The following is a 21,125-nucleotide window of genomic DNA, read 5'->3' as shown; positions in this document are numbered from 1 at the left end:
TCCGGCAGCCCGAGGCGGGTCGGCCTGAGCCACGTGCGGCTCAGAACTCCACCAGAACCTGGTCCAAGGACTTCCGCACCAGGTCCGGCACCTCGCAGTCCGCGGCGGGGTATCCCACGGGGATCACCGCGAACGCCTTCTCGTTCTCAGGTCGCTCCAGCACCTCGGAGAGGAAGCGCATCGGGCTCGGCGTGTGCACCAGTGCCGCCAGCCCCGACAGATGCAACGCGGACAGCAGCATCCCCACCGCGATACCGACCGATTCGTCCACGTAGTAGTGCTTGTGCTTCGTCCCGTCCGCACCGAGCCAGTACCGCTGCTGGAACACCACGATCAGGGCCGGCGCGTCCGTCAGATGCGGCTTGACCTCGTCCGTGCCCAGCGGACGCAGGGCGGCCAGCCACTCCTCCCCCAGCCGACCCACGTACGAGACCCGCTCCTCCTCCTCGGCTGCCTCCCTGATCCGCCGCCGCACCGCGGGATCCTTGACGAGGACGAACGTCCAGGGCTGCTGGTGCGCCCCGGACGGCGCGGTGGCGGCACACGCGATCGCGTCCCGCACCACCTGCTCGGGCACCGAATCGGTCGAGAAACGCCGCACGCTCCGGCGTCGGTCCATCCGCTCCCGCAGCTCGGCTGCCCGTGCCAGCGACTCCTCGGCGGGCATCCGCTCGGGCCGGTACGGCACGGGCCGGTACGGATCACCGTGGATGGGTGTCCAACTGCGCGTAGACATGGCCATGCCTCGATTCTGCGGCCCCGCCCGGCGCAATGAGGCGCACATCACCGAATTCCCGCCACGCACACCCCGCTGCCTCCCCGGCGCAGCGGCCGCCGCGTTCACCAGCCCCGCTGCGCATGCCCGCCGACGCCTCGACGGCCTGCCGATGTCACGTCTGTTGCGTCGTGGCGGCCGTCACCCTCGGTGTTTTGGAGGGATCTTGGCCATCTGCTGGACGCCTGCTGTACGGGGCTTTAACAGCGCGGCGAGAGGGTGGAGACGCCCCCACCACACGATGGGGCCACACCCGAGCACTGGAGTCCTGATGAAGCGTCGGATACCCGCACGTGTCGCGATCGTCACAGCTGCGGCCCTGGTCGCGGCAGGCACCGCCACCGTTGGGATCAGCGCCGCCACATCCGAGCACCGCACCACCGCCAACCGCCCCACCACGTCCGGCAAGCCAACCGAGAAGGAGATCGCCGCACTCTTCGACCAGTGGAACGCCGACGTGCAGAGCGGCGACCCGGAGAAGGTCGCGGCTCGCTACGCCCGGGACGCCGTGCTCCTGCCCACCCTGTCCCCCGAAATCCGTACCGACCACGCGGGGATCGTCGACTACTTCGAGCACTTCCTGCAGAACAAGCCGCGGGGCGAGAAGATCCGTACGGTCATCAACGTCCTCGACGGGAACTCGGCGATCGACACCGGTGTCTACGCGTTCCGCGTCACCGACGTGAAGACCGGCGTGGAGCGGACGGTCGAGGCCCGCTACACCTTCGAGTACGAGAAGCGCGGCGGCGAGTGGCTGATCGTCAACCATCACTCATCGGTGCTGCCGCCGGCGATCTGAGCCGCGAGCCGGCCGGTCCCTCAGCTAACTCCCCTTGGCGGTACTCTCCCAGCTACCTCCCCCAGCGTTAGCTGGGGGCGTGCCCCCAGGGGCACCCCACCCGGGCGGTTAGGCCCGGGGGGACTAACGCCGGGGGTGCCCCCAGGAGGTGCCCCCAGGCCGCAGGCCGATCCGTACGCACAGTCCGCCCCCCGGCGCATCCCGCAGGGTCACGCTGCCGCCGTCGTCCGTCACCAGCTGCTTGACGATGGCGAGCCCGAGACCCGAGCCCGACCGGCCGGTCAGGCCCTGGCCCCGCCAGAACCGGTCGAAGGCGCGGGACATCTCGGCGGCGGACATGCCTGGCCCCTGGTCGAGGACCTCGAGCACCACCTGATCGTGGTGCGGATCGATCCGGACGGTGATGGTGCCGCCGTCCGGGGAGACTTCGAGGGCGTTGGACAGCACGTTGTCCAGCACCTGGTCGAGGTGGCCGGGCCCGGCCAGCACCTGCAGCCGGTTGTGGGCATCACCGGTGAGCGCGATGGTGACGCCGCGCTCGGCGGCGGCCGACCGCCAGACGCACAGCCGTTGCTCGACCAGCTCGCGCAACGCCAGCGGCTCGGCCGCCGACGCCTTGGCCTCCGCGCGGGCCAGCACCAGCAGCCCGTTGACCAGCCGGCTCATGCGTACCACCTCGGCGGTGGCCTGCTCCACGTCCTCGCGGACGAACGCGTCGTCGACGCCGTCCGCGATGTTGTCCAGCGACAGCCGGAGCGCGGTCAGCGGGGTGCGCAACTGGTGTGAGGCGTCGGCGACGAAGATGCGCTGCGCGGCGATCAGGGTCTCCAGCCGCTCGGCGCCCGAGTTGAGGGTGCGGGCGAGCGTCTGCGTCTAGGACGGGCCGGTGACGGGCGAGCGGGCGGCCAGATCGCCGTCGCTGAACTGGCTCGCCATGTCGTTGAGCTGGCGCAGCGGCCGGGTCAGCCGGCGCGCAGCCAAGCCACCGAGCCCGGCCGCGATCGCCAGGACGCCGACGGCGAGGGCCGCCCGGAAGCCCCAGATCCGCCACAGCCGGTCGGTGAGGTCGGAGGTCGCGTAGCTGATGCGCACCGCGCCCACGATCTCGGCACCGTTCGTCGGTGACCGCGCCGGGACCGTGATCACCAGATGGGAGCCCCAGATCGGCGACGAGCCCCAGTCGACCGTGGACCCGCCGTCCCGCAGCGCCTTGGTGAAGGCCGCGTCGCTCGGGTCGGCGGCCGGGGGCATCGGTGGTACGGCGGTGCCGTCGGCGGCGATCACCTCGGCGGTGCCGGGGGTCTCGTTCGCGTACGCCTCGGCCATCCGGGCCAGCGCCTGCCGTGCGGGGGCGTCGCCGTCCGCGAGCAACAGTGCCATGGTGGTCGCCTCACGGCGCACGGTCTGCTCGGTGTCGCCGCGCAGTTGCGCGGTCAGCGTGAACGCCACCGGGACCGTGAAGGCGGCCACCGCGACCGCGACGAGCAGCACATAGCTGACGATCAGTTGCCGGATCATGGCGTCTGCTCGTCCTCGACGACCAGCAGGCGGAAGCCGACTCCGCGTACCGCCTCGATGGTGACCGCCCCGGCCAGCTTGCGGCGCAGCGCGGCCACATGCACGTCCAGGGTCTTCGTCGGCCCGAACCAGTTGGCGTCCCAGACCGCTTCCATGATCTGCTCGCGGGATATCAGCGCCCCGGGCTCCTCGGTGAGGAAGGCCAGCAGGTCGTACTCCTTGGGCGTGAGCGCCGCCTCGGCGCCGTCCAGATGGACCCGGGCCGCCTTGCGGTCGATGGTCAGCCGCGGCCCATACCGGTCCGGTCCGCTCTCCGCCTGCGGTTTCGGCTGTACGCGGCGCATCACCGCCCTGATCCGGGCGATCACCTCGCGTACGCCGAAAGGTTTGGAGACATAGTCGTCGGCGCCGATCTCCAGACCCACCACGCGGTCGGTCTCGTCGCTGCGGGCGCTGATCACGATGATCGGCACATCGCCGCGCTCCCGCAGCGCCCGGCACACATCGAGGCCGTCGGTGTCGGGCAGCCCGAGATCGAGCAGCACCAGGTCATAGGGGTGCATCACCGCGAGGGCAGCCTCACCTGCGGTGACCCACTCCACCTCGAACCCGTAGCGCAGCAGGCCGCGCCGCAGCGATTCGGCGACCGGCTCATCGTCTTCCACCAGGAGTACGCGCATGGTCGAACCCTAGTGTTCGAATCTTGGGACGATGCTGGTGCGTCCCGGTCGGCCCCGTCCCGGCGGTTTCAGTGGCCGATGCGAGCGAGAGCCTGGTCGGGGTAGCGGCCACCGGCCACTGCCTGGGCCGGAACCGACTCGCGCAGCCGGTCCACCTGGGCCGGGCTCAACGTCACCTCGACTGCCTCGGTGTTCTCCGCCAGGTACCGCATGCGCTTGGTGCCGGGGATCGGCAGGATGTCCGGGCCCTGGGCGAGGAGCCAGGCGAGAGCGGCCTGCGCCGGTGTGCAACCGATCTCCACGGCCACGCTCTTCACGGCCTCCACCAGCGCAAGGTTGCGGTTGATGTTGTCGGGGGCGAAGCGCGGCCACCGTCGTCGGTTGTCCGCCTCGGACAGGTCCGCGCGGGAGGCCAGCGCGCCGCCGAGCATGCCCCGCCCGAGGGGCGAGTACGCCACCACCGCGACGCCGAGCTCCCGGCAGGTGGCGAGCATCTCCCCCTCCACCACGTCCCTGGTGAACAGCGAGTACTCCAGCTGGATCGCGGCGATCGGGTGCACGGCGTGAGCCCGGCGCAGGGTACGCGGACTCACCTCGGACAGTCCGAGGTAACGCACCTTTCCGGCTTCGACCAGGGCCGCCATGGCGCCCACCGTCTCCTCGATGGGCACGGCGGGATCACGGCGATGCGCGTAGTACAGGTCGAGGTGCTCGACGCCGAGCCGCGTCAGGGAGGCGTCACAGGCGACCGGGACGTACCCGGCGGAGGTGTCGACCTCGTCCACCCTGCCGGTGGCAGCACCGCGCTTCAGGCCGAACTTGGTGGCGAGGAAGACGGCATCGCGGTCGCGGCCGCGCAGCCAGCGCCCGAGCAGCTCCTCATTCGCTCCGACGCCGTACACATCCGCGGTGTCGAGGAGGTTGGCACCCAGCTCCGCCGCACGGTCCAGCGTGCGCAGCGACTCCTGCTCGTAGGCGGCACCGTAGGCAATCGACATGCCCATGCAGCCCAGGCCGATCGCGGACACCCGCGCGGCGGGGTCACCCAGCGACCGAAACTTCATGTCGCACCGCTCCCTGTTGACGTCGGAGGCCGGCGTAGGCCCGTGCTATCCGGAGCAGCCAGTCAACCTCACTGGCGTAGTCCTCGCTGTGGCGCGGCGGCGCGTCACCGCCGACCGGACGGCCGGACACCTGCTCGGCACGGGCTTTGGCCCGGAGCGCGGCCCCGAGCCGTGCAGCCTCCACGCCTGCCTGCAGCATGTCTCCGGTCAGACCTGCCACCCACATCCGGGCGGCCGACAGGCCCGGCCCCAGCATCCAGCCGTCGTGCTGCGCCTGGCCGCGAGAAACGCATCCAGGACTCGCAGCAGGGTCACCGTGGCCCGCCAGGCGACATCATGGAGCCTCCGCTCACGGACGTCACCAGCCGCGGAGGCGGACGGGCGGACCGAAGAACCAGAATGCGTGACATCCCCGTTCAAGAGTTAGGAATCAATGCAGAGCGTCAAACGACCGAGGACGGCCGAACTGCTCGATCTCCAGCGCCATCCGGAAGGGGGCTGGTACCGGGAGACCTGGCGCAGCGAGATCACCACGCATCCCGAGGGATATCCCAGCAGCCGCCCCACCTGCACGGCCATCTACTTCCTCCTGGAGGCCGGGGATCAATCTCACTGGCACACGGTTCGCTCTCCCGAACTCTGGCTGTGGCACCGTGGTGGGCCCCTGCGCCTCGAGCTGGGAGGAGCCGGCGCAACACCGGATGCCGAGCCCTCCACGGTGGTGCTGGGTCCCGACCTGTCGCGTGGTCAGCAGTTGCAGGCCGTGGTGCCGGCCGGGTGCTGGCAACGGGCGCAACCTGACGCCTCCGAGGAGGTCCTGGTGAGCTGCATTGTTTCGCCGGGTTTCAGCTTCGACGACTTCCACATGCTGCCGAAGAGTTGACGGTTTTCAGCAGAGCGGTCAGGGGACGTCGGTCGGGTGGACGATCTCGGTGATGCCGCGTTCGGCCAGATGCGCGGGGTCGCGCGCCCGGTCGGTCAGCACGGCGGTGGGCCGTACGCCCTGGGCGACGAGGCGGGCCCAGGCTTCGAAGAAGGGCCCGCCGGGGGCGGCGACGGACCGGTCCGGGGCGGTGTCCGGATCTCCGGGGTCGAGCAGCAGGGCGGTGGTGCGACGCAGCGGTACGGGAGGGGAAGTGCGGATGGCCGCGGTGAGCTCGGCGACGGCCTTGCCCAGGGGCTTGCGGGCCCGCTCGGCGGTGAGCAGCCCCAGGCCGTACTCGAGCTCGGGGAAGTCGGCCAGTGAGCGGGAGACGTCGTGGGAGCACCACCAGGTCACGCCGTAAAGGCCCGGGCAGCTCAGCGCGTTGGTGAGAGTCGACTCGGCGAACTCGGCGGCGTGCTCGGGCGGGATCAGCGGTGCGGGGGCGCCGACTTCCTGCAGCCAGACCGGTCTGCCGGGTTCTGCCCAGGCCCTGGAGAGCTCGATCTGGTACTCGGCGTGGTGCACCGTGGCGAGGCCGGCCCGGCCGTACCGCTGAGCGGTGCCGTTGAACACCCAGGAGTGCAGGGCGGTGGCGCCACCGAGCCGGGCGGCCTGAGCGGGGGTGAAGGGGTGACCGTCGCGGAACCATACGGCGTCGTACTCGCCGTGGGTGTGCAGCTTTCCGGGGGCGGCGCGTTCACAGACGCCGAGGAGCCGCTCCAGCCACTGCCCGGCCTCCTCCTGGGTGCAGACGTGGGGGTCGGGGTGCGGCGGCCCGGAGAACTGGTTGACCTCGTTGCCGAGCGTCATGCCGAGGAAGTTCGGCCGTTCGGCCAGCGATGCGGCCAGGGTCTCGAGGTAGCGGGCCTCGGCGTCGACGACCTCGGGATCGGTGAACAGATTGCGCCGGTGCCAGCTGTGCAGCCAGGACGGCACGAAGTCGAAGCTGGACAGATGGCCCTGGAGGGCGTCCACGCTGACGTCCAGGCCCTGTTCGGCGGCGGCGTCGACGAGTTGGCCGAGCTGGTCGACGGCACGCCCCCGGATGAGTGTGCGGTTGGGCTGGAAGAGCGGCCACAGCGGGAAGACCCGGATGTGGTCGAGGCCGAGTGCCGCGATGGACTCGAGGTCGTATCGCGCCTCGTCGAGGTCGAAGTCGAGCCAGTGGTGGAACCATCCCTTCGTGGGCGTGTAGTTGGCGCCCATCCGTACGGGCGGCGGTGTTACGGGGGATGCTTCGGTCATGCTTTCAGGGACCCCTCTCCGACGCCCTTGAAGAAGAACCGCTGCAGACAGAAGAAGAGCAGCATCATCGGCAGAAGTGCGGCGATCGCTCCGGCGGCCACCAGCCGTGGATCGTTGACCAGAGAGGAGCCGGAGAGCATCTTCAGACCGAGCTGCAGGGTGTAGTTGTCGCTGTCGGTCAGGACGATGAGCGGCCACAGGAAATCGTCCCAGGCGCCCATGAAGCTGGTGATGCAGACGACGGAGAGCGCTCCTTTCGCCGAGGGCAGGAAGACCCGCGTGAAGCGCTGCCACTCGTTCGCCCCGTCGAGTACCGCGGCCTCCTCGATCTCTCGCGGTACGGCGAGGAAAGCCGCCCGCATGATGAGGAGGTTGAGCACGGAGACGGCGCCGGGCAGCCATACGCCGATGAGCGTGTCGACCAGGCCCATGGAGCGGACGGTGAGGAACATCGAGACCATCACGGCCTCGAAGGGGAACATCAGCGTCGCGACGAGCACCGTGAAGACCGCCTTGCGGCCGTACCAGCCCGCCCGGGAGAGGGCGTAGCCGCCCATGGAGGCGAACAGGCAGTTGCTGGTGACGGCGAGGGCGCAGACGATGAGCGTGTTGCCCACGTACGGCAGGAGCGGGAAGGACTCGGCGACTCGGACGTAGTTGTCCAGCGTCGGCTGGGCGGGCAGCACCCCGCTGTAGACGCTCTCACCGCGGCCCTTGAGGGAGGTGAGGAACTGCCAGACGATCGGGCCCAGCATCACCACGAGCATGACGCAGAGCGTGAGGTAGCGGCTGGTCAGGCCCGCCGTGGTGCTGCGGTTCACCGCTCGTCGCCCTTCGACAGCCGGTGGCCGAGCAGGCTGAAGACCAGGGTGAGCAGGAACAGCAGGATCGAGATGGCGGCCGCGTAGCCGGTCTCCCCGGCGAAGCCGAGGCCGACCTCGCGGACGAGGAAGGGGAGCGTACGGGACTCGCCGCCGGGGCCGCCGCTCTCCCCGCCCAGGATGTAGACCTCCGTGAAGACGCGTAGCGCGGAGATCGCCGAGAGGGTGCCGACGAGCAGCATCATCGGCTTCACGGAGGGGATGGTGACGTGAAGGAAGCGGCGTAGCACGCCGGCTCCGTCGATCGCCGCGGCCTCGTGCAAGGAGGGCGGCACGTTTCCCAGAGCGGCCAGGTAGAACACCATGTAGTAGCCGAGGCCCTTCCAGACGGTCACGATCATGGCGGAGAACAGCAGCAGCGTGCCGTCGGTGAGGAACGGCAAAGGCTCGGAGACGATCCGCACCCTGCCCAGCACGGTGTTGATGAGGCCGTCACTGCGCAGCAGCCACTGCCACATCAGACCGACGACGACGGCCGAGGCGATGACGGGGGTGTAGAAGGCGGAGCGGAAGAAGCCGATACCGGGGATCTTCCGCTCCACCAGCACGGCGAGCGCCAGCGGCAGCAGCACCAGGGCCGGAACCACCACGACCGTGTACAGGACACTGTTGAGCACCGCCGTCCAGAACGCCGGATCGTCAAGGGCCCGCAGATAGTTGTCGAAGCCGACGAAGGTGCCGCCGCGCAGAATCTGAGCGTCGGTCAGGGAGAGGATGACGGTGTTGACGAACGGCCAGAAGCTGAAGGTCAGCACCATGGCGAGGCCGGGCAGCAGGAACAGATACGGGGTCCACCAGCGCCGGTGCACCAGGCCGTGCTCGGTCTCCATCTCCTGTGCCCGCCGCTTGGCCTCGCGGATGGCGTGCCGGTCCTCGCGCCGCTGCCCGAGGAGTGTCAACGTCACGGTCGCTGCCCTTACTGCCCCTGCTGCTTCCGCTGCTTGGCGAGGATCTCGTTGGCCGCGTCCTCGGCCCGTTCGACGGCTTCCGCCGGCGCCAGGTCGCCCTTGACGGCCTTGTGCATCTCCCGGACCACGGCTTCGCCGACCTGGGTGGTCCACTCCACAGGGGTGTTGGCGTCCAGCTCGGCCTCGCGCAGTTCCTCGGCGCCGATGACCCGGGCCATGGTCTCGGGGTCGGTGCCGTCGCCCTTGTCGGAGAAGTACGGGTCGTCCAGGCCCTTGGCGTTGGAGGGGTAGATCGTCGCCTCCTTGGCGAACGTCACCTGGTTGGGGCCGTTCGTGACCCACTTGGCGAACTCGATCGCTGCGTCCGCGTGCTGGGTGTCCTTCTTCACGCCGAGCGACTGGGTGTAGATCCCGATGTGGCCGAGCACACCGGTGATGGCCTCGGCGACCGCGGTCTGCTGGTACACCTTGGGCGCGTTGTCCTTGATGTCCTTGATGAAGCCGGGCGAGCCGGGGCCGAAGACGATTTTCCCGGAGCCGTAGAGCTGGTTGATGTCCTGGGAGCCGGTCAGCGACTCCTTGGGCATGGCGCCCTTCTTGTACAGGTCGCGCATCCGCTCGGCCCATTCGACGGCCTCGGGGGTGTCGAAGGTGAAGGTGTTGCGCTTGGCGTTGAGTATCGGCACGCCCATCTTCTGCCAGTCGCCGGGGAGTCGGCCCTGAGGGTCGGCCATGAAGGCGGCGTACTTACCGCCGGATTTGTCGGCGATCTGGGCGGCTTGGTCGAAGAACTCGTCGACGGTGGTCGGCGGCTTCTTCCCGTCCAGACCTGCCTGGGCGTAGAGCTTCTTGTTGAAGGTGAGGATCTCCGGGGTGACGTACCAGGGGTAGGCGAAGACACCCTTCCGGCCCGGCAGTTGGTACTGGTCCCAGGCGCCGGGCACGAAGTCGGCCCGGGCCTTGGGGTCGAGGGTGCCGATGTCCGCGAGCATGCCGCGGTCGGCGAGGAGCTGGAACGAGTCGGTGTTCAGGTTGATCACATCGGGCAGCGCGCCTGCCTGGGCGTCGGCGACCAGCTTCTCGTTGTAGCCCTCGCCCGGAACATCCTCCCACTTCACCTTCACATCCGGGTGCTTCTTCTCGAATGCTGCGACGACGCCTTCGATGTAGTCGGTGAAGGTGGGTTTCAACTGCAGCGTCCGGAAGGTGATCTGACCGGATATCTTTCCGCTGCGCCGCGGCTGGTCGTCCGAGCCGTCAGCGCCGCTGCCGGTCACCCCGCAGGCGGCGGTGGCCAGCAGTGATCCGGTTACCAGGGCAGCGGTGGACACGCGGGCAAGTCGCCTGAGAATCATGGTCGTTCCTCCTCGCTGAGGAATTGGCGCCGCCCAGACTGGAACCTGACACGTGGTCTAGTCAACCCTGTGCACCGGGGTTTGACAGCGGAAACTAACGCGGTTTAGCTGGTGGGAACTAATGCGGTTTAGAAGATTCCCGCCGGAAGCGTCCGAAGCGTCCGACGGCAATCCTGGTCCCCGGGGGCGAACATGGCGGCGCGCAGGCCCACCATCAAGGACATCGCCCGGCAGGCCGGGGTGTCGGAGAGCGCGGTGTCCTTCGCACTCAACGACCGCCCCGGTGTCTCACCGGGCACCCGGGACCGTATCCACCGCGTCGCCGAGCAGTTGGGCTGGCGGCCCAGCAGCGCGGCCCGCGCGCTGTCCGGCGAACGCACCGGCGCCGTGGGCCTGGTGCTGGCCCGCCCGGCCCGTACGCTCGGCGTCGAGTCGTTCTTTCTGCAGCTGGTCTCCGGGGTGCAGGAGGCGCTGGGAGAGCGCCACGTGGCGTTGCTCTTCCAGGTGGTCGAAGACGTGGCCGCCGAGTGCGAGCTCTACCGTCGCTGGTGGGCGGAGCGCCGGGTCGACGGGGTGCTGGTGGTCGACCCGCGCATGTCCGATCCGCGTCCCGGGCTCCTGGCCGAGCTGGGGCTGCCCGCCGTCGTCGTCGGCGGCACGGAGAGCGGAGAGCGGGTCTCCGCGGTGTGGGCCGATGACACCGCGGCGATGGCGTCGATCATCGACCATCTCCATGGGCTCGGGCACCGCCGCATCGTGCATGTGGCCGGTCTCTCCGGTCTCATCCACACCGAGCGCCGGATCGCCTGTCTGCGTGCCGAGGCCGCGGCACGGCGCCTGGACCCTGCCGAGGTCCGCTCGGTAGGCACGGACTACTCGGACGCAGAGGGTGCCGAAGTCACCAGGCGGCTGCTCGAGGAGGACACACCCCCGACCGCGATCATCTACGACAACGACGTGATGGCGGTCGCTGGGCTCGCCACCGCCCTGGAGTGCTCGGTCGCGGTGCCCGGCGAGCTCTCCGTGGTCGCCTGGGACGACTCGGCGCTCTGCCGGGTCACTCACCCCCGTCTCACGGCCTTGGTCCGGGACACCGCCGCCTTCGGCCGGCTCACCGCCCAGGAGTTGCTGGCGCTGCTGGACGGCTGCCCGGCCCGCAGCGTCCAGAGCGATCTGCCCCGTCTCGAGCCCCGGGACAGCACCGGCCCGGCCCCGGCCTGATCACGTGACGTTGGAGAAGGAAAGGGCGGTACGGAATCTTGAACGGCATGAGCGCCACAGCACCGCCGATCGTCCCCCCTGCGCCTGATGTTCCCTGGCAGGACCGCGTTCCGTGGCGCGGGATCAGTGCCGGGACCGCCGGGGTGCTGCTCGCCGGGATCAGCCTCGTCATCGGCTGCCGGGCCGCGGACTCCGACGGCATCACGCCCGTCACGCAGGTCCTGGCCTTCCTGCCCTGGCTCCTCGTTCCGGCGGCCGTGGCGCTGCTGCTCGCCGCCCTTGCCCGCTGGCGCACCGGTCTCGGGTGGGCCGTGGTCGTGCTCGCCGCCACGGGTTGGTTCGTGCAGCCGTACGGAGCCGGGGCCACCGAGGCGCGCGGGCCGACCGTCGCCGAGCTCACCGTACTCACCTCCAACCTCGAGTACGGCGGTGCCACCCGGGATCTGATCGCGACCATCCGGCGCGAGAAGCCGGATCTGATCTTCGTCCAGGAATGCGACTTCGCTTGCGCCGACATGCTCGACAGCGAGGTCCCCCGCTCCGCCTATCCTCATCGCCACTCGGTCACAGCAGAAGGCGTCGAGGGCTCGGCACTCTTCAGCACCTTCCCGCTGCGCGAGACCGACGGCGTGGCCGGCGCCCTCGCCATGCCCGGCGCTGAAGCGGAGGTCGCCGGCCGCCCCGTACGCATCCAGCTCGCCCATCCCATGCCCCCCATCCCCGGCCTCGTCGACACCTGGCACAGCGAGCTCGGAGCTCTCGCGGACTACGCCGCCGCTGGGAAGGGACGGTCCACGATCATCGCGGGAGACTTCAACTCCGGTCAGGACCACGCCGCGTTCCGTCGCATCCTGGACACCGGGCTGTACGACAGCGCCCGGCTCGCGGGCGAGTCCCGCGCCCCGTCCTGGCCCGCGACCATCCCCGCACCGTTGGGCGCGCAGCTCGACCATGTCCTGGTCAGCGAGGACTTCTCGGTCCAGTCCGCCCGCTTCCTCGAACTGACCGGCACCGACCACCGATCGCTGTTCGTCCGCCTCGGGCTGCACCGCTCCTAATTCTCCAGCGAGGCCGCAGCACAGCGGGAAAGTGCACGAGCTGCCGTGTCTCGCACGCAAGGGGTTGACGCGGGGATGCCACGTCTCCACACTCGGCTACCGACTCGTCGGCGCTGACTAGCCGTCACCCTCTCGTCACCGCACCGCACCAAGAGCTTTGAGCGTGACTCGACAACGTTGTCAGAAGCCTGTCCGTGATGGAGGCACCCGCATGACGACACCCCTGAACGCTCGGTTCTCGCGGCGCGCTCTGCTGCGCACCGCGGCAGGCGCCGGAGGGGCGCTCGCGATCGGCGGACTCGGCACGCGGCCCGCTTTCGCCGCGGCGGCGGCGCTGGGCCCGCCCGATCCCGCGCTGGCCAACGAGGTCCGGCAGGAGTTCCTCACCGCCTGGACCGCGTACCGCCGGCTCACCTGGGGCCGCGACGAACTGCGTCCGGTGAGCGGCACCGGCTCGGAGTTCTTCATCAGCGGCGTGCCGCTCGGCCTGACCATCATCGAGTCGCTCGACACGCTGTACCTGATGGAACTCGACGGCGAGCTGGACGCGAGCATCGCCTGGATCAGCGGCAACCTGAACTTCGACCGCAACGCCAGTGTCCACGTCTTCGAGGCGATCATCCGGCTGGTCGGCGGGCTGCTCTCCGGGTACCACGCCACCGGCAACGGCGTGCTTCTGACCAAGGCCCGGGACCTGGCCGACCGGCTGCTCCCGGCGTTCACCAAGTCGCCGACGGGCGCCCCGTACCGGTACGTCAACCTCCGCACCGGTGCCGTCTCCGGGAACCAGGTGCCGCTGGCCGAGATCGGCAGCAACATCACCGAGCTGGGCTGGCTGTCACAGCTCACGGGTGATCAGAAGTACGTCACCGCGGCGAAGCGGGCGCTGCGGGCCGTGTACGACCGGCGCTCGTCGCTGAACCTGGTCGGCACGACGCTCAATGTGGACACCGGCGCCTGGACCGACGCCACCGCCCGCATCGACCCGCCGGTGGACTCGTTCTTCGAGTACCTCTGGGACGCGTACCAGTTCCTCGGCGACACCGAGATCCGCGGCTGGTACCAGACGCTGACCGCAGCGATCCTGCAGCGCCTCGGCGAGACCTACAACGGCCGACTCTGGTTCAAGTCCGTCAATATGAACACCGGCGCGCTGGTCGGCCGGCACCAGTCGGAGCTGACCGCTTTCTACGCCGGGCTGCTCGCACAGGGCGGCCAGGTGAGCGAAGGCGAGTCGTACCACAGCTCGTGGGCGGCGGCCCTGGAGCGCCACAAGCTGCCGCCGGAGGGCATCGACTACACGACGTTCGCGGCGACGAGCAACGAGTACCAGCTGCGCCCCGAGTACGTCGACTCCGCGCTGTTCCTGTGGCTGATCACCGGCAAGGAGATCTACCGGGACCGCGCCCTGTGGCTGTGGAACGCCCAGGAGGCGCACTGCAAGGTCGCAAACGGCTACACGATCGTGTCGAACATGACGACGACGCCGACGACCAAGGGCGACCTCACGCCGGGCTACTGGTTCTCGGAGAACATGAAGTACTTCTACCTGCTGTGGGCGGGCGCACCGCGGTTCGACTACGCGAACAACTACCTCACCACCGAGGGCAACGTGCTGCGTGGCATCAAGCGAGTCGCGGCGCCATCTCCGAGCGGCACGTACCGGCTGGTCAACCGGGCGACGGGAGGGGCGCTCGATGTGAGCGGCGGGTCGACGTCCGACGGCGGCGCGGTGATCACATGGACCGTCCACAGCGGCGCGAACCAGCACTGGATCGCCACCACGACCGACGGGTCCACGCGGCTGACGAGCCGGCACAGCGGCAAGGTGCTCGAAGTGCCGCAGTCGTCCACGGCGAACGGCACAGCGCTCGTGCAGTGGGGACACAACGGCACCACCACACAACAGTGGACGCTCCAGTCCACCGGCGACGGGTACCACCGACTCGTCAACCGCAACAGCGACAAGGCCGCCGACCTCGACGGCACCCGCAACGGGGCAGCGGTGGTGCAACGACCGGCGAGCACGGCCACCACCCAGCACTGGCAGCTGGTGCGGGTGTGACAGACGGGCCGGACCGACCGGCGGGTCCAGCCGAATGCCTGCACCGGCTGGACCCGCTTCGTGCGAACGCCGCCCCATGCGGCGTTCTTCGGTCAGGAAACCGCGCCGCAGTCGGCGCCGAGCTCACCGAACCCGTAGTCGGAGACCAGCTTCTGGTTGGCGCAGGTGCCGGTGGCGTCCCAGCTGTAGAGGTTGCCGGCGGCCCGCACGGCCGACCCCGCGGCCTTCACGGTCACCTGGCTGTTGTAGGCGGCGGCGACGTGGTTCATCACGCCCTCGGTGGTGTCCGAGCCGACGCCGACGACGTCTGTCGAGGTCGGGGTGATGCCCTCGGGCGGGTCGGGCCAGCACCGTACCAGAGGCGGTCAGCGCGAGCGCCGCGGTGGCGGCACCGACGGAAAGAGCACGCGAGGTCTGATCGCGGACCGGCGCGCGCCACCCATCGCGAACGCGCCCGTCGCCACGATCGTCAGGCGCCGGCGCCATGAGGTGATGAGGCGTCAGCGGCCCGCTCCGAGGCCACCCTCGTGATCGCCGTGGTCGGCGAGTGCTGCTGATTCCGCCCCCAGGGCCCGACCCGCGGGCAGGGCAGGCTGCGATCAGTCGTTGTCGATGGGGATCGTGACGAGCAGGCGTGTCCCGACTCCTGGGGGACTGACGACCTCCATCGTGCCGCCGAGCACGTCCACGCGGTCCCTGAGGCCGATCAGTCCCGACCCTTGGGCCGGATCGGCTCCGCCGACTCCGTCGTCGCGAACCTCGAGCCGGAGAACCCCATCCTCCTGCTCGACGCCGACGTGGACCACCGAGGCTTCAGCGTGCTTGGCCGCGTTCGTCAACGCCTCCGACACGATGTAGTAGGCGGTCACCTCGACGCGCTCGGTCAGCCGCCTGGTGGTGCGTACGTCGAGCTCGACCGGAAGGGCAGACCGGCGGGCCAGCATCTTCAGAGCAGGGCCGAGCCCACCCTTAGAGAGGACCGCTGGATGCAGGCCCCGCGAGAGCTCCTGCAGGTCCTCCACCACGCCTGCCAGTCCCCGGCTCGTGCGTGCCAGCTGCTCCCTGAGCTCGTTCAGCTCGGGCGGCGTCGCGGTCTCCACGGCGCGCAGCTCGAGCCCGAGGGATACGAGATGCTGTTGCGTTCCATCGTGCAGATCGCGCTCGATGCGGTGGCGCGTTTCGTCGGCGGCGGCGACGATCCGGGCCCGGGAGGCCGTGAGCTCGGCCCGGCTCTCGGCGTTGGCGATAGCGGTCGCGATCAGTTCGGTGAAGTCCCGCATGCGCTCCTGCATGCCCTCCCGCTGCTGCTCGGGCGCGACCCACGAAGCGACGACCACACCCCACAGGCGCGCCTCGACCACGACGGGACAGCCGATCGACGTATCGATCTGCTGCTCGCGAGCCCACCGGGAGATCTCGCCCCCGTCCTTCTCGTAGTGGTCCACGCGCGCCGGCCCCTGAGTCCGTGCCACCAGCGCCGCGGCGCTGTCGTCCGCAAGCTCCCACTGTGAGCCGAGGGGCATTGCGGGGGCGCTGTGACTGCTCCAGGACCCGACCACGGTCATCGTGCCGTCGGGCTCGTAGCGGCCAATGGTCGTGTACTGCGCCCGAAGGATGCGGCCCATCTCGTCGGCCACCGCGCTGAATGCCTCGGCCGGCGAGCCGCCACGGGCGACGAGCGTCGCGACGCGCCGAAGTGCGGCCTGCTCCTCGGCGATCCGGCGAAGCTCGTCCCGGCTGTCCTGCAACGAACTCCCCATGAAATTGAACGTTCGTTCAAGTTCTCCGACCTCGCCCACACTGACCTCGGGCATGCGCACGGCGAGGTCGCCATCGGCGAGCTGGGTGGCCGCGACGGCTGCCCTGCGAACCGGCTGAACGATCGCCCGCGTCAGGTACCCGGCGAAGGCGAGGATCAGAATGACCGACCCCGCGAGACCCGCCGTCGCCCCGATGATCGCCCAGCGAGCGCTGTCGTCGGCGGCGTGCTGGTTCGCTGAGAGGTAGGAGCGCTCGTCCTCCGTGTAGCGCTGGTACTGATCCCGGATCGCGTCGATGCGCTGCCTGCCGTCCTCGGTAGCCGCGACGCTCTGCACGGAGGGGTCGTTACGCCGCGCCGCGTCGACGAGCGGAACCGAGTAGTCCTGGATGTACGACTCACCGGCCCGGACGAGTCGCTGCAACCGTTCCGACTCTCCGGGGTCGTCGGCCAGACCGAGGAGCACTCGCGACTGTTCTGGGTAGGCCTTGCGGGCGGCCTCCCAGGGCTCCAGGAATTCTTCCTGCCGCGTGATGACGAAACCCCGCAGGCCCGTCTCCGCGTCGATGATCAGCTGTTCCAGCCTGCCCACCTCGACGAGTTCGGTCTGGGTGTGCCTCGTCAACTCCGTCGATTCGCGTAGCTCGGTGATCGCCCAGATGAGTGCACCGAAGGCGAGGCCGACGCAGAGGGCGACGAGGGCGCAGGCCGTGGCCATCCGGTGCGTCAGCCCCCGCTTCGACCCCGCCCCCGCCCGCTTTCGGCCTGACACCTTCGCCGTCATGATTCGCCTGCCGGCAAGCAAGAATGGGATGATTAATCTAATAAATGCCTTCAATCTCACTCTACGGTGATGAAGAGCGGTGGACGAAAGCCGGGTGCGCCTAGCGCTGGCGGACGATGACGTTCTGCTCCGTGAGGGGCTTGCGAGCCTGCTCGAGCGGTCGGGTTTCGAGGTCGTCGGACTGGCCGGAGACGCGGCAGAGCTCATGGTTCTCGTGCGCGAGCGGCAGCCGGAACTCGTCATCGTCGACATCAGGATGCCGCCGGATCACGGGACTGAGGGTCTCGATGCGGCCCGAGTCATACGCGAGGAATTCCCGGGGATCGGGATTCTCCTGCTGTCAGCCCACGTCGAGGTCGAGCAGGCGATGGAACTGCTCGCCGGCGGGCAGCGCGTCGGCTATCTCCTCAAGAACCGCGTGACCGAAGTGGCCGACCTCGTCGATACCGTCCACCGGATCGCTCAGGGGGCCTCGATCGTCGACCCCGGTCTCGTACAGGAACTCATCGCGGCCCGCCACCGGGACGACCCGTTGGCGCTTCTCACACAACGTGAGCGCGAGGTGCTCGCGCTCATGGCGGAAGGGCGTTCGAACGCCGGCATCGCTCACCGGCTCTGGATCACTGAGGGCACCGTGGAAAAGCACGTTCGCAGCATCATGACGAGATTGCAGCTGCCGGAGACGGAGGACGACCACCGACGCGTCCTCGCGGTCATCGCCTTTCTGGACAGCCGCTAGGGTCACTCCGCGTGATCACTGGCCGTGCTCGGTGGCGTGAGAAGGTCACGGATCGCTCGCCCGGAGAGGTCTGACTTCGGCAGAAACGCCGTGGCGGAGCTGGTCGCGATCATGTCAGCGAAGTCCATCTCGCTATAGGCCGAGATCAGAATCACCCTGCGCTGACCGTTCCGTACGGCCGTGAGCTTCTGCGTGAGATCGAAGCCGCTCTCCTCTCCGAGATCGATGTCGACGAGCACCACATCGGGGTCGAGCTCGGCGGCCCGATGGAGAGCGTCGGCACTCGTCTGCGCCACGGCAACGACAGCGACTCCCTCGCGTTCCAACAGATCGCGGGCGACCTCAAGGAAGTGAGGGCTGTCGTCGACGACCAGACAGCGCAGTGACACGCTCTTAGGATCGCAGCGCGGCTCCGGCGTCGCATTGCAGCTAGCAGGCATATTCGGGGCCCGCTGGCCTGGGGCATGAAATGGGGGATCTCCGCGCAGACGGCGAGCGTCGGCAGCGGGATCGTGGTTGTCGAAAGCAGCTCACCTTGGATGCATCACCCGGATTCCTTGGATGATGGTTTCCAGTCGGAGGCGGATCATGTTCGCGAATCCACCCCGCGCACGGTCGATCGAAGAGCTCGGCGGTGCATCCATTCCGGAGCGGAAGTTTTTTGGAGTGGATGGAGTGCACCACGACGGTCCCGAGCCGGGACAGGCACCGAAGCACGGTGCGAGTCGCCCGGCCCGGGCTGAGAGATCCAGGCGCGAAGCGCCCGTTCGCCGTGCCTCATGGGCACTGCCTCCTCGGGCCTCCTCGGTACCCGCGGGGCGCCACCTGGTGATCGCCCAGCTGGCGGACTGGGGGCTCGACGAGCAGAGTGACGTCGCGCAACTGCTTGTCAGCGAGCTGCTCGCCAACGCGCTGCGACACGGCTGGGGAGAGCCGATCCTCACCCTCTCCAGCCACGGGAACACGCTTCGGTGCGAGATCAAGGACGATAACCCCACCCCGCCGCCGGCGCCTCAGATCTGCGACGCTGACCACACGGCGGAAGCAGGCCGGGGCCTGCAGCTGGTCCAGCTGCTGTCCCGCTCCTGGGGATGCAACGGCTGCTCCGCGGGAAAGATCGTCTGGTTCGAACTGCCGGTCCAGCCGATGAGTGCATCCGGCGCATGACCTCTCGCGTACTGCTACTGCGCGACGGGAGCCACGGCGATCAGCATGAACGGCAGCATGGATGGATTTCTGCTCGTGGACCGGATCACCGAACGGGCAGGCGCCATGAGCGGGCCGATCGCGCTCCTCGTCTGCCGCGGAACCGCTAACGGCGCACGCCGTAGGCCCGGATCGTAGTCTGCTCCACCGAATCGCCGTTTGCCGCCTCGGCCTTGACGCGAAGCGTCACGAAGTCAGCGTCCACGCGCTTGTCGAGCGGCCGCTCGCCGAATGCGTTCCTGGAGTACCCGGCGTTGACCTCGCCGTCGAAGTCCAGTGAGCCGCGAGCCGGCCGATGGCCCCGCTCCTTGTCCGGCACGACGCCGCCCAGCGGGGCGACCCGAATGACCGAGGCACAACTCCCTCCCGGGCCGCCTGCTGTGGGTCACCTCACACCGACGCGGGCTACGGGAGAGAAGTCACCTGCGCATAGCCTGCCGGTCACCCGGCTCTCTTAGAAAGCAGCCCATGCCTGCAAGAAAGCGGAACCTGTCGCTCCTCAACCGCCGCCACTTCCTGGCCGCTGCCGGTCTCACGGCCGCCGGGGTTGCTGCCACGCAGCTCACCTTGGTCGCCAGGGGGAATCCTGCGGGCGGCGGGATGTTCCGTCACGGAGTCGCGTCGGGGGACCCGATGCCCGACGCCGTGGTCCTGTGGACCCGGGTCACCCCCACCGCCGACGCACTGCCCGGCTCCGGTGCCGGACCGACGGTCGAGGTCCGGTGGGAGGTGGCCACCGACTCCGGCTTCCGCCGCATCGTCCGCCGGGGGAAGGCCGTCGCCGGCCCGGCGACCGACCACACGGTCAAGGTCGATGTCTCGGGGCTCCCAGCGGGGACGACGTACTGGTACCGGTTCAGCTGCGAGGAGCAGGTCTCAGGCGTCGGGCGTGCGCGGACGGCGCCCGCGGCGAAGTCCGCCGTACCCGCCCTCCGCTTCGGTGTCGTGTCTTGCGCCAATTACATGGCCGGCTACTTCTCCGCCTACCGCCACCTCGCCGCGCGCTCGGACCTGGACGCGGTGCTGCATCTCGGGGACTACCTCTACGAGTACGGCAACGGGGAGTACGGACCCGGCCCCGAGATCGGGCGGGGGCACGATCCGACCGGGGAGATGCTCACCCTCGCCGACCACCGGCGCCGCCACGCCCAGTACAAGACCGACCCGGACCTGCAGGCCCTGCACGCGGCAGCTCCGTTCATCGTCACCTGGGACGACCACGAGACCGCCGACGACGCGTGGAGCGGTGGCGCGGTGAACCACACGCCCGGCACGGAAGGGGACTGGTCCACCCGCCGGGCCTGGGCACGCCAGGCGTGGGGCGAGTGGATGCCGGTACGCGAGCCGGATCCGCGCCGCCTCTACCGTCGGCTCACCTTCGGCACCCTGGCCGACCTGTCCATGCTCGATCTGCGGACCTACCGCAGTCAGCAGGTCGATCCTGCGCGGCTCGGTGACGTCGACGATCCGTCGCGCACCATCACCGGGGACGAGCAGATGCGGTGGCTCAAGGACGGCCTCGCCGCCTCGAAGGCCCGCTGGAAACTGGTCGGCAACCCGGTCATGATCGCACCGGTGGTCTTCCCGCCGCTGCCGAGCACGATCAGCCGCCCGCTCGCCGATGTCACGGGCCTGCTGCCGCCGGACGGCGTGCCCTGGAACGTCGATCAGTGGGACGGTTACACCGCGGACCGGCGGGAGCTCCTGACCCACCTCCACGACCACGGCATCAGCGACACCGTGTTCCTCACCGGCGACATCCACTCCTCCTGGGCCGCCGATCTGCCGCTGGACGCCGGTACGTACCCGGTGTCGAAGTCCGTCGCGACCGAGTTCGTCTGCACCTCCGTCACCTCCGACAACCTGGACGAGATCACCCGCTCCGCACCGCGTACGACCTCGCTCGCCGTCGAAGAGTCGATCAAGGCGGCCAACCGCCATCTCAAGTACCTGGAGTTCGACTCGCACGGCTACTCGCTGCTCGAGGTCACGCCCGAGCGGGTCCAGATGGACTGGGTCTACATCAGCGACCGCACCGCCAAGGACGCGACCGCACACCGGGCCGCCGGCTGGCAGGTGCTCGCCGGCAGCAATCGCGTCACCCCCGTGTCCACCCCGCTCGCGCGCTGACCGCCCGTCTCCC

Annotated in this window: 20 protein-coding genes and 1 pseudogene; 8 read left to right on the top strand and 13 right to left on the bottom strand. The window is 69.3% G+C overall.

All coding sequences use genetic code 11. The features are described 5' to 3' along the window. Positions 1 to 40 precede the first annotated feature (40 nt). Positions 41 to 742, bottom strand: a complete 702-nt coding sequence (locus ACTWQI_RS19120) for a nitroreductase family protein (protein WP_443271971.1) — start codon at positions 740 to 742, stop codon at positions 41 to 43. A 304-nt stretch (positions 743 to 1,046) separates the two neighbouring features. Between ACTWQI_RS19120 and ACTWQI_RS19115 the strand changes: the two genes are divergently transcribed. Then, a complete protein-coding gene (locus tag ACTWQI_RS19115; protein ID WP_443271970.1) occupies positions 1,047 to 1,574 on the top strand; it encodes an SgcJ/EcaC family oxidoreductase in 528 nt (175 codons plus the stop codon). 123 nt (positions 1,575 to 1,697) lie between these two features. Here ACTWQI_RS19115 and ACTWQI_RS19110 read toward each other — a convergent pair. From ACTWQI_RS19110 to ACTWQI_RS19095, 4 genes and pseudogenes are all read right to left on the bottom strand, one after another. Then, positions 1,698 to 3,092, bottom strand: a pseudogene (locus ACTWQI_RS19110) (sensor histidine kinase). Next, a complete protein-coding gene (locus tag ACTWQI_RS19105; protein WP_443271968.1) occupies positions 3,089 to 3,772 on the bottom strand; it encodes a response regulator transcription factor in 684 nt (227 codons plus the stop codon). Before ACTWQI_RS19105 ends, ACTWQI_RS19110 begins: the two are co-directional and overlap by 4 nt. A gap of 68 nt (positions 3,773 to 3,840) precedes the next feature. Further along, positions 3,841 to 4,836 (bottom strand): aldo/keto reductase, encoded by a 996-nt coding sequence (locus ACTWQI_RS19100; RefSeq protein WP_443271966.1) that lies wholly within the window; start codon positions 4,834 to 4,836, stop codon positions 3,841 to 3,843. Beyond that, complete coding sequence (locus ACTWQI_RS19095) at positions 4,814 to 5,062, bottom strand: DUF6545 domain-containing protein (protein ID WP_443272188.1); 249 nt, start codon at positions 5,060 to 5,062, stop codon at positions 4,814 to 4,816. The genes ACTWQI_RS19100 and ACTWQI_RS19095 overlap by 23 nt, the downstream gene beginning before the upstream one ends. A 207-nt stretch (positions 5,063 to 5,269) precedes the next feature. Between ACTWQI_RS19095 and ACTWQI_RS19090 the strand changes: the two genes are divergently transcribed. Beyond that, entirely contained in the window at positions 5,270 to 5,719 is a 450-nt protein-coding gene (locus tag ACTWQI_RS19090) for a cupin domain-containing protein (RefSeq protein ID WP_443271964.1), read from the top strand. Positions 5,720 to 5,737: 18 nt separating this feature from the next. Here the strand turns inward: ACTWQI_RS19090 and ACTWQI_RS19085 are convergent, their stop codons facing one another. The 4 genes from ACTWQI_RS19085 to ACTWQI_RS19070 form a co-directional block, all read right to left on the bottom strand. Then, positions 5,738 to 7,006, bottom strand: a complete 1,269-nt coding sequence (locus tag ACTWQI_RS19085) for a glycoside hydrolase 5 family protein (RefSeq protein WP_443271962.1) — start codon at positions 7,004 to 7,006, stop codon at positions 5,738 to 5,740. Continuing rightward, on the bottom strand, positions 7,003 to 7,773 hold the full coding sequence (locus tag ACTWQI_RS19080; RefSeq protein ID WP_443272186.1) for a carbohydrate ABC transporter permease: 771 nt from the start codon (positions 7,771 to 7,773) through the stop codon (positions 7,003 to 7,005). Before ACTWQI_RS19080 ends, ACTWQI_RS19085 begins: the two co-directional genes overlap by 4 nt. Before the next feature lie 50 nt (positions 7,774 to 7,823). Then, on the bottom strand, positions 7,824 to 8,717 hold the full coding sequence (locus tag ACTWQI_RS19075) for a carbohydrate ABC transporter permease (protein WP_443272184.1): 894 nt from the start codon (positions 8,715 to 8,717) through the stop codon (positions 7,824 to 7,826). Between the two features lie 86 nt (positions 8,718 to 8,803). Continuing rightward, a complete protein-coding gene (locus tag ACTWQI_RS19070; protein WP_443271960.1) occupies positions 8,804 to 10,150 on the bottom strand; it encodes an ABC transporter substrate-binding protein in 1,347 nt (448 codons plus the stop codon). Positions 10,151 to 10,342: 192 nt separating this feature from the next. Here ACTWQI_RS19070 and ACTWQI_RS19065 point away from each other — a divergent pair, with 192 nt between their 5' ends. From ACTWQI_RS19065 to ACTWQI_RS19055, 3 genes are all read left to right on the top strand, one after another. After that, entirely contained in the window at positions 10,343 to 11,371 is a 1,029-nt protein-coding gene (locus tag ACTWQI_RS19065; RefSeq protein ID WP_443271958.1) for a LacI family DNA-binding transcriptional regulator, read from the top strand. A gap of 47 nt (positions 11,372 to 11,418) precedes the next feature. Then, entirely contained in the window at positions 11,419 to 12,429 is a 1,011-nt protein-coding gene (locus ACTWQI_RS19060) for an endonuclease/exonuclease/phosphatase family protein (RefSeq protein WP_443271956.1), read from the top strand. Between the two features lie 211 nt (positions 12,430 to 12,640). After that, on the top strand, positions 12,641 to 14,494 hold the full coding sequence (locus tag ACTWQI_RS19055) for a glycoside hydrolase family 47 protein (protein WP_443271955.1): 1,854 nt from the start codon (positions 12,641 to 12,643) through the stop codon (positions 14,492 to 14,494). A 92-nt stretch (positions 14,495 to 14,586) separates the two neighbouring features. On the opposite strand, the gene ACTWQI_RS19050 is transcribed toward ACTWQI_RS19055, so the two are convergent. Both ACTWQI_RS19050 and ACTWQI_RS19045 read right to left on the bottom strand, forming a co-directional pair. Then, positions 14,587 to 14,763 carry a hypothetical protein gene (locus ACTWQI_RS19050; RefSeq protein WP_443271954.1) on the bottom strand — a complete coding sequence of 59 codons (177 nt, stop codon included), beginning with the start codon at positions 14,761 to 14,763 and terminating at the stop codon, positions 14,587 to 14,589. 330 nt (positions 14,764 to 15,093) lie between these two features. Beyond that, the gene (locus ACTWQI_RS19045) at positions 15,094 to 17,037 is read right to left on the bottom strand and encodes a CHASE3 domain-containing protein (protein ID WP_443271952.1); all 1,944 of its coding nucleotides are present in this window, start codon (positions 17,035 to 17,037) and stop codon (positions 15,094 to 15,096) included. A 79-nt stretch (positions 17,038 to 17,116) separates the two neighbouring features. On the opposite strand from ACTWQI_RS19045, the gene ACTWQI_RS19040 reads away from it, so the two are divergent. Beyond that, the gene (locus ACTWQI_RS19040) at positions 17,117 to 17,776 is read left to right on the top strand and encodes a response regulator (protein WP_443271950.1); all 660 of its coding nucleotides are present in this window, start codon (positions 17,117 to 17,119) and stop codon (positions 17,774 to 17,776) included. A 2-nt stretch (positions 17,777 to 17,778) separates the two neighbouring features. Here the strand turns inward: ACTWQI_RS19040 and ACTWQI_RS19035 are convergent, their stop codons facing one another. Further along, the gene (locus ACTWQI_RS19035) at positions 17,779 to 18,165 is read right to left on the bottom strand and encodes a response regulator (protein WP_443271948.1); all 387 of its coding nucleotides are present in this window, start codon (positions 18,163 to 18,165) and stop codon (positions 17,779 to 17,781) included. Positions 18,166 to 18,337: 172 nt separating this feature from the next. Here ACTWQI_RS19035 and ACTWQI_RS19030 point away from each other — a divergent pair, with 172 nt between their 5' ends. After that, entirely contained in the window at positions 18,338 to 18,943 is a 606-nt protein-coding gene (locus ACTWQI_RS19030) for an ATP-binding protein (protein ID WP_443271946.1), read from the top strand. 145 nt (positions 18,944 to 19,088) lie between these two features. On the opposite strand, the gene ACTWQI_RS19025 is transcribed toward ACTWQI_RS19030, so the two are convergent. Beyond that, the gene (locus ACTWQI_RS19025; protein ID WP_443271945.1) at positions 19,089 to 19,301 is read right to left on the bottom strand and encodes a hypothetical protein; all 213 of its coding nucleotides are present in this window, start codon (positions 19,299 to 19,301) and stop codon (positions 19,089 to 19,091) included. 149 nt (positions 19,302 to 19,450) lie between these two features. Between ACTWQI_RS19025 and ACTWQI_RS19020 the strand changes: the two genes are divergently transcribed. Next, complete coding sequence (locus ACTWQI_RS19020) at positions 19,451 to 21,112, top strand: alkaline phosphatase D family protein (RefSeq protein ID WP_443271944.1); 1,662 nt, start codon at positions 19,451 to 19,453, stop codon at positions 21,110 to 21,112. Positions 21,113 to 21,125 lie beyond the last annotated feature (13 nt).

The sequence above is a fragment of the Streptomyces sp. KR80 genome (assembly GCF_052245555.1).
Lineage (GTDB): Bacteria > Actinomycetota > Actinomycetes > Streptomycetales > Streptomycetaceae > Streptomyces.
This window is presented reverse-complemented; position numbering and strand designations above follow the sequence as displayed.

Bases quoted from the DNA above. Each gene is read 5' to 3' on its own strand.
- ACTWQI_RS19055 (WP_443271955.1), top strand. From the start codon at position 12,641: ATGACGACACCCCTGAACGCTCGGTTCTCGCGGCGCGCTCTGCTGCGC.
- ACTWQI_RS19095 (WP_443272188.1), bottom strand. From the start codon at position 5,062: ATGTGGGTGGCAGGTCTGACCGGAGACATGCTGCAGGCAGGCGTGGAG.
- ACTWQI_RS19045 (WP_443271952.1), bottom strand. From the start codon at position 17,037: ATGACGGCGAAGGTGTCAGGCCGAAAGCGGGCGGGGGCGGGGTCGAAG.
- ACTWQI_RS19100 (WP_443271966.1), bottom strand. From the start codon at position 4,836: ATGAAGTTTCGGTCGCTGGGTGACCCCGCCGCGCGGGTGTCCGCGATC.
- ACTWQI_RS19070 (WP_443271960.1), bottom strand. From the start codon at position 10,150: ATGATTCTCAGGCGACTTGCCCGCGTGTCCACCGCTGCCCTGGTAACC.
- ACTWQI_RS19060 (WP_443271956.1), top strand. From the start codon at position 11,419: ATGAGCGCCACAGCACCGCCGATCGTCCCCCCTGCGCCTGATGTTCCC.
- ACTWQI_RS19085 (WP_443271962.1), bottom strand. From the start codon at position 7,006: ATGACCGAAGCATCCCCCGTAACACCGCCGCCCGTACGGATGGGCGCC.
- ACTWQI_RS19115 (WP_443271970.1), top strand. From the start codon at position 1,047: ATGAAGCGTCGGATACCCGCACGTGTCGCGATCGTCACAGCTGCGGCC.
- ACTWQI_RS19030 (WP_443271946.1), top strand. From the start codon at position 18,338: ATGATGGTTTCCAGTCGGAGGCGGATCATGTTCGCGAATCCACCCCGC.
- ACTWQI_RS19065 (WP_443271958.1), top strand. From the start codon at position 10,343: ATGGCGGCGCGCAGGCCCACCATCAAGGACATCGCCCGGCAGGCCGGG.
- ACTWQI_RS19075 (WP_443272184.1), bottom strand. From the start codon at position 8,717: ATGGAGACCGAGCACGGCCTGGTGCACCGGCGCTGGTGGACCCCGTAT.
- ACTWQI_RS19120 (WP_443271971.1), bottom strand. From the start codon at position 742: ATGGCCATGTCTACGCGCAGTTGGACACCCATCCACGGTGATCCGTAC.
- ACTWQI_RS19080 (WP_443272186.1), bottom strand. From the start codon at position 7,773: ATGCTCGTGGTGATGCTGGGCCCGATCGTCTGGCAGTTCCTCACCTCC.
- ACTWQI_RS19020 (WP_443271944.1), top strand. From the start codon at position 19,451: ATGCCTGCAAGAAAGCGGAACCTGTCGCTCCTCAACCGCCGCCACTTC.
- ACTWQI_RS19050 (WP_443271954.1), bottom strand. From the start codon at position 14,763: ATGAACCACGTCGCCGCCGCCTACAACAGCCAGGTGACCGTGAAGGCC.
- ACTWQI_RS19105 (WP_443271968.1), bottom strand. From the start codon at position 3,772: ATGCGCGTACTCCTGGTGGAAGACGATGAGCCGGTCGCCGAATCGCTG.
- ACTWQI_RS19090 (WP_443271964.1), top strand. From the start codon at position 5,270: ATGCAGAGCGTCAAACGACCGAGGACGGCCGAACTGCTCGATCTCCAG.